Raw genomic sequence first — 13,049 nt, 5'->3', positions numbered from 1 at the left:
TTGCACCTGCCCCGCATCAGCGAGTCTTGATCACCAGGCGATTGCTCTGTTTGACCTCTTCCATGACGACATAGGTTCGCGTGTCGTTTACGCCCGGCAGGCGCAACAGGGTCTCACCCAGCAACTTACGGTAGGCAGACATGTCAGGAACGCGCGTTTTCAGCAGGTAGTCGAAATCACCGGAAACGAGGTGACACTCTTGAGTTTCCTCAAGTTTTTGCACAGCGGCGTTAAATTGCTCAAACACATCCGGCGCACCACGATTCAGAGTAATCTCAACGAATACCAGCAGAGAAGCATCAAGATAGTGCGGGTTCAGCTGTGCGGTGTAGCCAAGAATAAATCCCTGACGTTCGAGACGGCGCACGCGCTCAAGACATGGCGTAGGCGATAATCCTACGCGTTTGGAAAGCTCTACGTTTGAAATACGACCATCTTTCTGAAGTTCGTTCAGAATGTTCCTGTCAATTCTGTCGAGATCTTTCCCGGGGCGTTTCTTATTATCTACCATTATTATTGTCTCTCTTCATTCCTTCCCTTTACCTGCCACACCCTGAAAACGCTCATTGTTCGGGGCATTTTTGAAGTGAGCTAACAGAGCCTGTGGGTGAGACTTATCGATATGACGCATGCTGTCTGTCCACATCATGCGTCATTATCCATACCAGGCTGCTTTTATTCGGCGTTAAGTGCAAAACAGGCGATGAAAACCTGTTTTGTTCCGATAAATGTTATCCGCTTCTGATAATGTTTTCGCAAAAGCGCAGGCGATTGTCAAAGTAAAATCACCAAATTCAGGACAAGATGCCAGACAGACCGCTGGGTTACTGTTTTTAAATGAGGTTTTTTCAGCTATTGCACCGCTTAAGCGGAGTTTTGCCCCCTTTTGGCGCATTGCAGAGGCAAAGTTGCCATTCATCGTCTACGCCACTTGCAGCTATCGTTAACAAAATTGCCTAAACCTTGTCATTGCTGCCGGATATTCCCTACAATCGCAGGCTATGTCAGCCGAATGAAACTGAGGAACGCATGAGTACGGCCAAACACAGTAAGCTACTCATTCTGGGCTCCGGCCCAGCGGGTTATACCGCAGCGGTTTATGCTGCACGCGCCAACCTGAACCCGGTGCTGATCACCGGTCTGGAAAAAGGCGGACAGCTGACCACGACCACTGAAGTGGAGAACTGGCCGGGCGACCCGCACGATCTGACAGGTCCATCACTGATGGAGCGTATGCATGAGCATGCCGAAAAATTCAATACTGAGATCATTTTCGATCACATCCACACCGTTGATCTGCAGAACCGTCCGTTCCGTCTGACCGGCGACAGCGGCGAATACACGGCTGACGCCCTGATCATTGCGACGGGTGCGTCAGCGCGCTACCTGGGTCTGCCTTCCGAAGAGGCGTTCAAAGGCAAAGGCGTCTCTGCCTGCGCCACTTGCGACGGTTTCTTCTACCGTAACCAGAAAGTGGCCGTGATTGGCGGCGGTAATACGGCCGTTGAAGAGGCACTCTACCTGGCGAACATCGCGTCTGAAGTGCATCTGATCCATCGCCGTGACAGCTTCCGTGCAGAAAAGATCCTGATTGATCGTCTGATGGAGAAAGTGCGCAACGGGAATATCGTGCTACACACGCATCGCACGCTGGAAGAGGTGGTCGGCGACCAGATGGGCGTCACCGGGCTGACCCTGCGCTCGACGCAGAACGATGAAACCGAATCGCTGGATGTGGCGGGTCTGTTTGTCGCTATCGGCCACAGCCCGAATACCGCAATTTTCGACGGACAGCTGGCGCTGGAAAATGGCTACATTAAAGTGCAGTCCGGCCTGCACGGAAACGCGACGCAGACCAGCATCCCGGGTGTGTTTGCGGCAGGTGATGTGATGGACCACACATACCGCCAGGCGATCACCTCTGCGGGCACCGGTTGTATGGCGGCGTTAGACGCTGAGCGTTTTCTTGATGGATTAGTTAAAAACGATCAGTAAGTTGTTAACCCGCTGATCTCAAATGTTCCAGGCGACGGTTTTTCAGTCGCCTTTTTTATTGCCCTCATGCTAGATTCTGGCGCCAGAAAGGAGGGAAATGCCTTTCCCTCTCCTCCCCGTCATCGACATTTAGCATGGTCTCGCATGGATAAATCGCGGCAGCAGCATCTCACCCGCTGGCTTCGTCAGCAGCGTCATTTCGGCGGTCGCTGGTTGCGCCTGAATACGCTGCTGGGCACCGTCAGTGCCCTGCTGATTATTGCTCAGGCAGGTTTACTGGCCTCACTGCTTCAGAGGCTGATCATCGGGCAACAGCCGCGTGAAACCGTGACGGCCAGCCTGCTGCTGTTGCTGCTCTGCTTTGTGCTGCGCGCCCTGATAAATTATGCCCGTGAACGGACCGGCTATCGTGCCGGGCAGGCGATCCGTCAGGCGTTACGCCAGCAGGTGCTGGACCGGCTCGCCGGGCTGGGTCCGGCGTGGATTCAGGGTAAACCGGCCGGTAGCTGGGCGACCCTGCTGCTGGAACAGATTGAAGAGATGCAGGAGTACTATGCACGCTATCTGCCGCAGATGACGCTGGCAGTGCTGATCCCCTGCTGCATTCTGCTGACGATTTTTCCGCTCAACTGGACCGCGGGTCTGATCCTGTTTGCCACCGCCCCTCTGATTCCACTGTTTATGGCGCTGGTGGGGATGGGCGCCGCTGAAGCCAACCGGCGGAACTTCCTGGTGCTGGCGCGTCTGAGCGGTAACTTCCTGGATCGCCTGCGCGGCCGGGAGACGCTGCGACTCTTCTATCGGGGTGCAGCAGAGCAGCAGGCGGTGGCAGACGCCACCACCGATTTTCGCCAGCGCACCATGGAAGTGCTGCGCCTCGCTTTTCTCTCCTCCGCCGTACTGGAATTTTTTGCCTCCCTGGCGATCGCTGTCGTGGCAGTCTATTTTGGCTTCTCCTATCTGGGCGAATTGCATTTCGGCGACTATGGCCGCGGCGTAACGCTGTTCGCCGGTTTTCTGGTACTGATTCTGGCGCCAGAATTTTTTCAGCCACTGCGCGATCTCGGCGCGTTTTATCATGCGAAAGCTCAGGCGGTAGGCGCTGCCGATGCACTCGAAACGTTTATGCAGGCTACGCCAGCCGCCACACCTCAGCAGGGTCAGAGCCCCTTCACGGCCGATCGCTCCCTCTCGCTGACCGCCGACCAGCTGGAAGTCTGCGCCCCGGATGGTCAGGTACTGTGTGGCCCGCTCACGTTTACCATCGCCGCCGGTGAGCAGATTGCGCTGGTCGGTCAGAGCGGGGCTGGCAAAACGGCGCTGATGAACGCCCTGCTCGGCTTCCTGCCTTACCGGGGATCGCTCAGGGCTAACGGGGTTGAATTGCGCGATCTGCAGCGGGCGGACTGGCATCAGCAGCTCAGCTGGGTAGGACAGAACCCTCAGCTACCGGCCGCCACGCTCCGTGACAACATCGTGATGAATGCAGCCTGGGAGGCGGAACGATTTGCCGCGCTGCTGGAGGCGTGCGGAATTAATGAGTTCCTGCCGCGTCTGCCCGACGGCATCGGGACCCGCCCCGGCGAGGGGGGTCAGCTGCTCTCTGTGGGTCAGGCGCAGCGGGTCGCCGTCGCGCGCGCGCTCTACAAAAGGTCGCATTTTTTACTGCTTGATGAACCCGCTGCCAGCCTGGACGCACTCAGCGAACGTCACGTAATGGCAGCGCTGAATCAGGCGGCCTCCCGACAGACCACGCTGATGATTACCCATCAGATTGATACGCTGAGCCGCTGGCAGACCCTCTGGGTTATGGAGGCGGGTAAGCTGGTGCAGCAGGGAGAGTGGCAGGCGCTGTCGCAACAGCCCGGTGCTTTTCGTGAGATGCTGCAACATCGTCAACAGGAGATCCGCTGATGTCCGCCCTGCGCCCCTTTCTTCGTCTCTGGCTGCGCCACCCTTTTCGCCTCGCGCTGGGCATCGTGCTGGCGATTGCGACCCTGCTGGCGAGTATCGGCCTGCTGACCCTGTCTGGCTGGTTTCTGGCCGCCTCATCCGTCGCAGGCGTGGCCGGCCTCTACAGCTTTAACTATATGCTGCCTGCGGCCGGCGTGCGGGGCGCCGCCATTATTCGTACGGCGGCGCGCTATGCGGAACGCCTGGTGAGTCATGATGCGACTTTCCGGGTGCTTCAGCATCTGCGTCTCCACACCTTCAGCCGTCTGATGGCGCTTTCGCCCGGGCAGCTGTTGCGGTTCCGGCAGGCGGATCTGCTCAACCGCTTTGTGGCCGATGTGGACACGCTGGATCATCTCTATCTGCGCGTCATTTCGCCGCTGACCGGAGCCCTGGTGGTCATCGTGGTGGTCACCACGGGCATGAGTTTCATCGACATCGGGCTGGCCCTGACGCTGGGCGGCATCATGCTGGTCACCCTGATCGTGATGCCCGCGCTCTTTTATCGCCTGGGCCGACCCGCGGGCGTCGCCATTGCGCGTGGACGCGCCCGCTGGCGCTTACAGCTGATGCAGTGGCTGACGGCGCAGTCAGAACTGACGTTATACGGTGCGTCGCAGGCGTGGCGTCAGCGACTGGATGAGGATGAACAGCAGTGGCAGCAGTCGCAATGCCAGCAGCAGCGTCTGCAGGCCCTGGCGCAGAGCCTGCTGCTGCTGATTAACGGCCTGACGGTGACACTTCTGCTCTGGCTTGGGGCTGCAACAGTCAGTCAGCAGCAACTCCCCGGCTCGCTGATTGCGCTGGTCGTGTTTTGCGCGCTGGCAGCCTTTGAGGCGCTGGCTCCGGTCGCGGGCGCCTTTCTGCCGATGTCTCAGGTGACCACCGCGGCTCAGCGGGTCAGTGACATTATCGATCAGTCACCTGCCATCACCTTTCCGGCCCATTCCGCTGCCCGGCCCGGCAGCCTGACCGTCGATATCGATCGGCTCGACTTCAGCTATCCCGATCGGCCAGACCGGGTGCTTGATCAATTTACGCTTAAAGTGGATGCGGGCGAACACATTGCACTGCTCGGGCCCACCGGCTGCGGAAAATCCACCCTGCTGGCGCTGCTGACCCGCGGCTGGAACAGCCAGCAGGGTGATATCCGCCTGAACGATCTGCCGATCGCCGCCTGGTCAGAATCAGCACTGCGCCAGCGCATCAGTGTGGTTACTCAGCGGGTGCATCTTTTCAGTCAGAGCCTGCGCGATAACTTACTGCTGGCCTCTCCCGGCGCCAGTGATGAGCAACTGAATCACGTACTGAACCAGGTTGGCCTGCAGCGCCTGCTGGAGAATCAGGAAGGCTTAAATGCCTGGATGGGCGAAGGCGGCCGGCCGCTTTCCGGTGGTGAACTGCGTCGGCTGGCGCTGGCGCGCGCATTACTGCACGACGGCGATCTCTGGCTGCTGGATGAACCCACCGAAGGGCTGGATGCCACCACTGAACAGCATATTCTCGCCCTGCTGCAGCAGCTGACCGCCGGAAAAACCGTCATTATGATTACCCATCGCCTGAGCGGTCTGGAAAAGATGGATCGCATCTGTGTGATGGACAACGGGACGATTGTCGAACAGGGCAGCCATTGCGAATTAATCTCAAAAGCGGGTCGCTACTGGCGTTTCCGGCAACGGATTGCGCTATAGTCTTAGCGAAATGCTGATGAGTAACCTATCGCGATGAGACTGATACAACTGTCACGGGAATCTCTGCAATTTCCGCCTCCTGAAATGGCACTGCGTGAGCCGAATGGCCTGCTGGCCATGGGGGGCGACCTCTCCCCTGCCCGGTTACTGAATGCTTATCAGCGCGGCATCTTTCCGTGGTTTTCGTCCGGCGATCCTATCCTGTGGTGGTCACCCGATCCCCGTGCGGTTCTTCTGCCCGAGCAGTTTCATCTCAGCCGCAGCATGAAGCGTTTCCATAACCAGTCGCCCTATCGCGTCACGATGAATGAGGCGTTTGCCGAGGTGATCGAGGGCTGCGCCAGCGGACGCGAAGAAGGCACCTGGATCACGTTTGAAATGAAGCGCGCCTGGCTGCGACTCTATGAGCTGGGCCACGCCCACTCCATTGAGGTGTGGGACGCGCATCAGCTGGTGGGGGGCATGTATGGGCTGGCGATGGGGCAGATTTTCTGCGGCGAGTCGATGTTCAGCCGCCAGCAGAATGCCTCGAAAACCGCGCTGTTAGTCTTTTGCCAGCATTTCATCCGCCATCAGGGGCGTCTGGTCGATTGCCAGGTGCTTAACCCGCACACCGCCTCGCTGGGCGCGCAGGAGATCCCCCGCAGTGACTATCTGCACTATGTTCAGAACTTTGCCAGCCAGCCGGTCAGTGAAGGCTGCTGGCAGACTCAGACCCTTTTTTAGTCACGCCGAGATGTTTTGCACACATAAAGACGGTTAAGTGGTATAATAGTCGGGTTTGGTATGTCGTCCGCGCTTCGCAATAACGAGCCGGAATTGCCAGGCTGGGAATCTCAACGCACTCTCGGAACTGTTTTCAATCGTGCGCGTGTAACCGGTTGATACAGATTCTTAGCCCGCTAATCCCCCGCAGACGCCACATAAACACCCTAATTTTACCGGATGCCCGCCACTGACGAGCACCCCCGGCAAAGCGTTGGCAAAATCGCCGACGGTTCTTTACATAAATCGTTGAATTGGGCATTATCTTGCCGGTTCAACTGAAAGGTAGTACACCCAGAGGATTCGATGGCCAAAGAAGACAATATTGAAATGCAAGGTACCGTACTGGATACGTTACCTAACACCATGTTCCGCGTAGAACTTGAGAACGGACACGTGGTTACTGCTCATATCTCCGGTAAAATGCGCAAAAACTACATCCGCATCCTGACGGGCGACAAAGTGACCGTTGAGCTGACCCCGTACGACCTGAGCAAAGGCCGCATTGTCTTCCGTAGTCGCTAACAGACATTAATTTCGCCGCCCTTCAGGTTGCAGCGAAAAAAAGGCCGGATAATTATCCGGCCTTTTTCACATCTGCAGCAGGCGATTAATGCACCGTGCCTTCAGTTTTCCGTTTTTCCGCACTCAGGAAGTGATAGGTCAGTTCACCTTTCTCACGATCCAGCGCCACGGATACCGAGCCACCATCCACCAGCGAACCAAACAGCAGCTCATTGGCTAATGGTTTTTTCAGGCTGTCCTGCACGGTACGCGCCATTGGACGCGCGCCCATCGCCTTGTCGTAACCCTTCTCCGCCAGCCAGTCGCGGGCTTCATCACTGACTTCCAGCGACACGCCTTTGGCATCCAGCTGCGCCTGCAACTCGACAATAAACTTGTCGACCACCTGATGGATCACTTCTGGTGACAGGTGACTGAACCAGATGATGTTGTCGAGACGGTTACGGAACTCTGGCGTAAAGATCTTTTTGATCTCTTCCATTGCGTCGGTGCTGTTGTCCTGATGAATCAGGCCAATCGACTTACGTTCCGTTTCACGCACACCGGCGTTAGTGGTCATGACCAGCACCACGTTGCGGAAGTCCGCTTTGCGTCCGTTGTTATCAGTCAGCATACCGTTGTCCATCACCTGCAGCAGCAGGTTGAAGACATCCGGGTGCGCTTTCTCAATCTCATCCAGCAGCACCACCGCATGAGGATGCTTGATAACGGCATCCGTCAGCAGGCCACCCTGATCAAAGCCGACGTAACCCGGAGGCGCACCAATCAGACGACTGACGGTGTGACGCTCCATGTACTCAGACATATCAAAGCGCAGCAGCTCAATACCCAGCGCTTTCGCCAGCTGCACGGTCACTTCTGTCTTACCGACACCGGTTGGTCCGGCAAACAGGAAGGAACCTACTGGCTTGCGATCCTGACCCAGACCTGCGCGGCTCATTTTGATCGCTTCAGTCAGCGCCTCAATGGCGTTGTCCTGACCAAAGACCAGCATTTTGAGACGGTCGCCCAGATTTTTCAGCGTATCGCGGTCAGTTGCAGAGACGCTTTGCTCCGGAATACGGGCAATACGCGCAACCACGGTTTCAATGTCGGAGACATTGATGGTTTTCTTGCGCTTGCTGGCAGGCATCAGGCGCGCACGCGCACCCGCTTCATCGATGACATCAATCGCCTTGTCAGGCAGATGACGGTCGTTGATATATTTCACCGCCAGCTCCACGGCGGCGCGCACCGCTTTCGCGGTATAACGCACATCGTGATGCGCTTCATACTTGGTTTTCAGTCCATTCAGGATCTGCACGGTCTCATCAACAGACGGCTCCGTGATATCGATCTTCTGGAAACGACGCGCCAGCGCACGATCCTTTTCGAAGATGTTGCTGAACTCCTGATAGGTGGTAGAACCCATCACCCGAATCTTGCCGCTGGAAAGCAGGGGTTTGATCAGGTTGGCCGCATCGACCTGGCCACCGGACGCAGCCCCTGCACCGATGATGGTGTGGATCTCATCGATAAACAGAATGCTGTGTTCGTCCTGCTCCAGTTGCTTCAGCAGCGCTTTGAACCGTTTTTCAAAGTCACCCCGGTATTTGGTGCCAGCTAGCAGCGAACCAATATCCAGCGAGTAGATGGTGCACTCTTTCATCACTTCCGGCACGTCGCCCTGCTCGATGCGCCAGGCGAGACCTTCTGCAATGGCGGTTTTACCGACACCGGATTCCCCCACCAGCAGCGGGTTATTTTTACGGCGACGGCACAGCACCTGAATGGTACGTTCCAGCTCTTTATCGCGACCAATCAGTGGATCGATCCCACCGACGCGAGCAAGCTGATTAAGATTGGTGGTGAAGTTTTCCATACGCTCCTCCCCGCCTGCTTGCTCTTCGTTAACCGGATTTTCTGCGCCTGGCGCCTGGCCCGGCTCATCTTTGCGCGTACCGTGAGAGATGAAATTCACCACATCAAGGCGGCTGACTTCATGTTTGCGTAACAGATAGGCCGCTTGCGACTCCTGCTCGCTGAAAATGGCGACCAGCACATTCGCGCCGGAGACTTCGCTACGACCGGATGACTGGACATGGAAAACCGCACGCTGCAGAACGCGCTGGAAGCTGAGCGTCGGTTGGGTATCACGCTCCTCTTCGCTGGCGGGCAGCACCGGCGTGGTTTGTTCGATGAAGGCTTCGAGTTCCTGCCTTAGAGCCACAAGGTCCACCGTACAGGCTTCCAGTGCCTCTCTGGCCGACGGGTTACTGAGCAATGCCAGTAACAGATGCTCGACGGTCATAAATTCATGACGGTGCTCACGCGCTCTGGCGAAAGCCATATTTAAACTGAGTTCCAGTTCTTGATTGAGCATTAGGCACCTCCCCCAATTATCGCCCTTACCAGTTTCCTATATGGAGACGTGTTCAGGCTTTTTCCAGCGTACACAGCAACGGATGATGATTTTCCCGCGCATAGTTGTTCACCTGGGCCGCTTTTGTCTCGGCGACTTCTGCAGTAAATACACCACAGATCGCCTTGCCGTGATAGTGAACTTTCAACATCAGCTGCGTTGCACGTTCAACATCATAAGAAAAGAACTTTTGTACAACGTCAATAACAAATTCCATAGGTGTATAATCGTCATTATTCAGAATGACTTTATACATTGAAGGCGGCTTTAACCCTTCGCGTACTTTGTCTTCGGCCAGATGTTCAAAATTAAGCCAGTCGTTTGTGTTTGCCATAGTGTTCCGTTGAGATTTCGCTTTGAGCTTTTACGTCGCTACATCCTGAGAGTTTAACATGTCTGTCAAGCCGCTGGCCGCTGCTGAAAATTTATTCAGAAATTTCCTCGCGCGACCTGCATCACAAAATTCGCAATAGCGTTAACTGCCTCAAATTTTGATGATTTTTTCCCCACCTGGCCCGGTGGTTTGCTTGACGCCAGCGGCGCTTTCTCTACATTCTACCTGCACAGGCTGATTGAGTTTTAATCAACTCTGACTCACAGCGTCTGAGACCTCACCTACTTATAAAATGTCTTGCGAGGGAAGTAAAAGCATGGAGACGGGCACCGTTAAATGGTTCAATAATTCCAAAGGCTTTGGCTTTATCTGTCCGATCGGAGGCGGCGACGATATTTTTGCGCACTACTCCACCATTCAGATGGAGGGCTACCGAACGCTAAAGGCAGGCCAGCAGGTTCAGTTCGATGTTCATGAAGGTCCGAAAGGCAATCACGCCAGCCTTATCGTCCCCGTTGAGGTGCAGGTTGTGGCCTGACACTTCTCCCCTTATGAACGGTGGACCCAAATGCCAGCCCGTGCCGCTGGCATTTTCATTTCCAGGGGCATTCAGTCTGCCTGCCCCTGTGCCAGCCGGATAACCCGGGCAAACATCTGCCGCATCAGTGGCGGAAGCGCCTCTGGCCCGCGCTCTGCCGCCGATGAGGCTACCGCAATCGCCAGCTCAGGTTTGGAACTGCGGTGAATCGCTTTGGTAATAATACGCCTGGAACTCATCGGAACGTTTAACGGCAGGTGCGCCATCTGATGATAAACCTCCTGGAAGCCGTGCTGATAAAGAAAGTTTTCCATATCCAGCGCCGGTAGCTGCGTCAGAAAACGCGGCTCCGCGTCACCCGGCTGCAGCTGACTGCGCGCCGTAGCGGCATACTTATGCCCCGCCTGATCGCCATCGGTCAGCACATGCCAGGCGATGCCCATACGTCGGGCAAACTTCAGCAGGGGCTTGAGACCGGACTGCGCAAACTCAATCACTTTGATCCCTTCAGCCGCAAAGTTGTAGCCACACTGCTGCGCCAGCTCATTCATGATCCAGACTTCGGTCTCCCCCTCCACCAGCAGCCAGCAGCGGGCGAACAGCGCTGCAGGACGGTTGACACGGATATGAAAGCCGATACGCCGACTCTCTTCGGCACTCAGTCCTTCCGGACCGATGCGCCAGGCCGCCACGCGCGACGATTCACGCACCAGACGGCAGACATTTTCCACCGGCACCTGCGCCAGCAGTTCAGCGGAATTGGTGGTGGCAATTTTCTGCAGCGGCAGCAGCCTCAGCAGGTTCCACGCTACCGAGAGCATAATCGGGTGCAGCCGGGTTTCCGGGTCTTCAATTAACAGCAGCGGCCGGGCATCGGCGGCCAGAGGCAGATCGCCCCGCGCCTCTATCAACAGAGTAAAAATTTGCAGCAGGATCAGCTGGCGGCTGCGGGAGTCCGTTCCGGCAATCAGCTGGTTGAGGTGATCCAGCGCCCGCCAGCCCTGCCCGCCGTCGCGCGTCTGCCCATCCCGCGGCCGCGCCGTCTGACCGGTTTCCGGCGTCTGCACCTGAAAGTAGTGCTGCATCAGCTGCTGCATGGTCTTTAGTCCCTGCCGCAGCGCCTCATCGCTGAGCTGCTGTGGATGGCGCGCCAGATCGCGCGCCAGCGACTCCATCCCCTCCAGTAACGGGGTATGCGCAGAATCCAGCGGCGCACTTCCCCGGGTGCGCTTGCTGAAACGCGCATCGCGGAGTCGCAGAACCGGATGACGTTTCAGCAACCGATCGATGGCCCCGGCACAGCCAGGCTCAGGCAACAGCTGACCGTCAGCGTCTGTAAAACGCCGCTGGGTTTCAATACCGCTATCCCGCCAGATGGCGCTGACGCGGTAAAAGAGTCTGCGTTGTCCCTGAGCGTCACGCTGCCAGAAGGGAGCGAACAGCTCATCGGCGTCGCGCTCATCGTCGCGAAAGTGAAACATAACCGACAGACGGCGCATCGGATCATCCGCCTCGCCCGGAGTAAAGTGAAAATCGGCGGGCGTAAAAATGTGCGCCGGCTGATGCGGCGACAGCAACAGGCTCAGGGCATCCAGCAGGCTGGATTTGCCCCAGGCGTTCTCACCAATCAACAGGTTGGTCCGGGTCAAAGGCAGTGAAAGCTTATTGATGCCGCGGAAACCCCGAATATCGATATGTTCCAGAATCACAGGCGTCCATCCTCAGTTTATAAGAAGCATGGTTGCCGTAAGCCAGCCGGTCAAGCCGCGTTTTCGGGGTTTACTCTGTCACCCTTTTTCGTTAGCTTGTCGCCTCTTTTCCCAGGGATGGAACCTGCTGTTATGTACTCCGGACTTCTGATTATTCTGCTGCCGCTGGTGGCGGGCTGGCTGTTACCCTTCCGACAGACCGCGACCCTGCGCCGGGTCAACCAGCTCCTGGGCTGGATGGTTTACGTCATTCTGTTTTTTATGGGCATTAGTCTGGCCTTTCTCGACAACCTCAGCAGCAACCTGCTGGCGGTGTTTCACACTGCGCTGGTGGCCGCATTCTGCATCCTGATCTGTAATCTGCTGGCACTGCGCGGACTGGAAAAATATGCCCCCTGGCAGCATGCGCATCGCCAGGAGAAGCTGCCGTCACGGCTGCATATGGCGCTGGACTCGCTGAAGCTCTGCGGCGTGGTAGTGATCGGTTTTCTGCTCGGCCTGACGCAGTGGCCGCTGCTGCATCACGCCTCGACGGCCAGCGAATATGCCCTGATCTTTCTGCTGTTCCTGGTCGGTATTCAGCTGCGCGGCAGTGGGATGACGCTGCGCCAGATTATCCTGAACCGTCGCGGCCTGCTGGTCGCCAGCGTGGTGCTGGTCAGCGCGCTGGCTGGCGGCGTGATCGCCGCGCTGCTGCTTGGCATGCCACTGAAAACCGGTCTGGCGTTGGCCAGCGGCTTTGGCTGGTACTCCCTCTCCGGGATCCTGATGACCGAAGCCTTTGGCCCGGTCATCGGCAGTGCCGCCTTCTTCAACGACCTGGTGCGTGAACTGGTGGCGATCATGCTGATCCCGGCGCTGATTGGCCGCCATCGCTCGAGCGCACTGGGCCTGTGCGGCGCCACCTCGATGGACTTTACCCTGCCGGTGCTGCAGCGGGCGGGCGGCAATGAGATTGTCCCGGCGGCCATCGTACACGGCTTTGTGATGAGCCTGCTGGCCCCGATTCTGATCGCCCTTTTCTCTGCCTGATCCCTGTCTGAAATGCGCAGGTCACCATTTACCTGGCCGCAATAAATAAGCGCAACGCGCAGGGAACAGGGTCAGAGGTGAAAAATGGCCCGTCCTCTGCCCGGCC

Annotated in this window: 12 protein-coding genes; 7 read left to right on the top strand and 5 right to left on the bottom strand. The window is 57.1% G+C overall.

Annotated features, from left to right (window positions below):
- Positions 1 to 16: 16 nt before the first annotated feature.
- Together lrp and AC6I7A_RS06195 are read right to left on the bottom strand one after the other, a co-directional pair.
- Entirely contained in the window at positions 17 to 511 is a 495-nt protein-coding gene (gene lrp / locus AC6I7A_RS06200) for a leucine-responsive transcriptional regulator Lrp (RefSeq protein WP_006118610.1), read from the bottom strand.
- Positions 512 to 685: 174 nt separating this feature from the next.
- Entirely contained in the window at positions 686 to 919 is a 234-nt protein-coding gene (locus tag AC6I7A_RS06195) for a hypothetical protein (protein ID WP_140028290.1), read from the bottom strand.
- A 110-nt stretch (positions 920 to 1,029) separates the two neighbouring features.
- Between AC6I7A_RS06195 and trxB the strand changes: the two genes are divergently transcribed.
- The 5 genes from trxB (at position 1,030) to infA (ending at position 6,929) form a co-directional block, all read left to right on the top strand.
- Positions 1,030 to 1,995 (top strand): thioredoxin-disulfide reductase, encoded by a 966-nt coding sequence (gene trxB / locus AC6I7A_RS06190; protein WP_058957462.1) that lies wholly within the window; start codon positions 1,030 to 1,032, stop codon positions 1,993 to 1,995.
- 144 nt (positions 1,996 to 2,139) lie between these two features.
- Positions 2,140 to 3,909, top strand: a complete 1,770-nt coding sequence (gene cydD, locus AC6I7A_RS06185) for a heme ABC transporter permease/ATP-binding protein CydD (protein WP_058957463.1) — start codon at positions 2,140 to 2,142, stop codon at positions 3,907 to 3,909.
- Positions 3,909 to 5,639: a heme ABC transporter ATP-binding protein/permease CydC gene (gene cydC, locus AC6I7A_RS06180; RefSeq protein WP_058957464.1), complete on the top strand. Its 1,731-nt coding sequence runs from the start codon at positions 3,909 to 3,911 to the stop codon at positions 5,637 to 5,639. The genes cydD and cydC overlap by 1 nt, the downstream gene beginning before the upstream one ends.
- Before the next feature lie 33 nt (positions 5,640 to 5,672).
- Positions 5,673 to 6,365 (top strand): leucyl/phenylalanyl-tRNA--protein transferase, encoded by a 693-nt coding sequence (aat, locus tag AC6I7A_RS06175; RefSeq protein WP_033736359.1) that lies wholly within the window; start codon positions 5,673 to 5,675, stop codon positions 6,363 to 6,365.
- Between the two features lie 345 nt (positions 6,366 to 6,710).
- On the top strand, positions 6,711 to 6,929 hold the full coding sequence (infA, locus tag AC6I7A_RS06170) for a translation initiation factor IF-1 (RefSeq protein WP_002211347.1): 219 nt from the start codon (positions 6,711 to 6,713) through the stop codon (positions 6,927 to 6,929).
- A gap of 85 nt (positions 6,930 to 7,014) precedes the next feature.
- Here the strand turns inward: infA and clpA are convergent, their stop codons facing one another.
- Together clpA and clpS are read right to left on the bottom strand one after the other, a co-directional pair.
- Positions 7,015 to 9,291, bottom strand: coding sequence for an ATP-dependent Clp protease ATP-binding subunit ClpA (clpA, locus tag AC6I7A_RS06165; RefSeq protein WP_009091142.1), 2,277 nt, complete (start codon positions 9,289 to 9,291; stop codon positions 7,015 to 7,017).
- A 52-nt stretch (positions 9,292 to 9,343) separates the two neighbouring features.
- Positions 9,344 to 9,664: an ATP-dependent Clp protease adapter ClpS gene (gene clpS / locus AC6I7A_RS06160; protein WP_003849318.1), complete on the bottom strand. Its 321-nt coding sequence runs from the start codon at positions 9,662 to 9,664 to the stop codon at positions 9,344 to 9,346.
- Between the two features lie 316 nt (positions 9,665 to 9,980).
- On the opposite strand from clpS, the gene cspD reads away from it, so the two are divergent.
- Positions 9,981 to 10,202, top strand: coding sequence for a cold shock-like protein CspD (gene cspD, locus AC6I7A_RS06155; RefSeq protein WP_009091144.1), 222 nt, complete (start codon positions 9,981 to 9,983; stop codon positions 10,200 to 10,202).
- A gap of 71 nt (positions 10,203 to 10,273) precedes the next feature.
- Here the strand turns inward: cspD and AC6I7A_RS06150 are convergent, their stop codons facing one another.
- A complete protein-coding gene (locus tag AC6I7A_RS06150) occupies positions 10,274 to 11,911 on the bottom strand; it encodes a DUF2813 domain-containing protein (protein WP_058957465.1) in 1,638 nt (545 codons plus the stop codon).
- Positions 11,912 to 12,043: 132 nt separating this feature from the next.
- On the opposite strand from AC6I7A_RS06150, the gene AC6I7A_RS06145 reads away from it, so the two are divergent.
- Positions 12,044 to 12,943 (top strand): LysO family transporter, encoded by a 900-nt coding sequence (locus AC6I7A_RS06145; protein ID WP_058957466.1) that lies wholly within the window; start codon positions 12,044 to 12,046, stop codon positions 12,941 to 12,943.
- Positions 12,944 to 13,049 lie beyond the last annotated feature (106 nt).

Source organism: Type-F symbiont of Plautia stali, from assembly GCF_059731105.1.
The sequence above is the reverse complement of the archived record's forward strand: the minus strand, read 5'-3'. Positions and strand labels throughout refer to the sequence as shown.

Bases quoted from the DNA above. Each gene is read 5' to 3' on its own strand.
- lrp (WP_006118610.1), bottom strand. From the start codon at position 511: ATGGTAGATAATAAGAAACGCCCCGGGAAAGATCTCGACAGAATTGAC.
- AC6I7A_RS06195 (WP_140028290.1), bottom strand. From the start codon at position 919: ATGAATGGCAACTTTGCCTCTGCAATGCGCCAAAAGGGGGCAAAACTC.
- trxB (WP_058957462.1), top strand. From the start codon at position 1,030: ATGAGTACGGCCAAACACAGTAAGCTACTCATTCTGGGCTCCGGCCCA.
- cydD (WP_058957463.1), top strand. From the start codon at position 2,140: ATGGATAAATCGCGGCAGCAGCATCTCACCCGCTGGCTTCGTCAGCAG.
- cydC (WP_058957464.1), top strand. From the start codon at position 3,909: ATGTCCGCCCTGCGCCCCTTTCTTCGTCTCTGGCTGCGCCACCCTTTT.
- aat (WP_033736359.1), top strand. From the start codon at position 5,673: ATGAGACTGATACAACTGTCACGGGAATCTCTGCAATTTCCGCCTCCT.
- infA (WP_002211347.1), top strand. From the start codon at position 6,711: ATGGCCAAAGAAGACAATATTGAAATGCAAGGTACCGTACTGGATACG.
- clpA (WP_009091142.1), bottom strand. From the start codon at position 9,291: ATGCTCAATCAAGAACTGGAACTCAGTTTAAATATGGCTTTCGCCAGA.
- clpS (WP_003849318.1), bottom strand. From the start codon at position 9,664: ATGGCAAACACAAACGACTGGCTTAATTTTGAACATCTGGCCGAAGAC.
- cspD (WP_009091144.1), top strand. From the start codon at position 9,981: ATGGAGACGGGCACCGTTAAATGGTTCAATAATTCCAAAGGCTTTGGC.
- AC6I7A_RS06145 (WP_058957466.1), top strand. From the start codon at position 12,044: ATGTACTCCGGACTTCTGATTATTCTGCTGCCGCTGGTGGCGGGCTGG.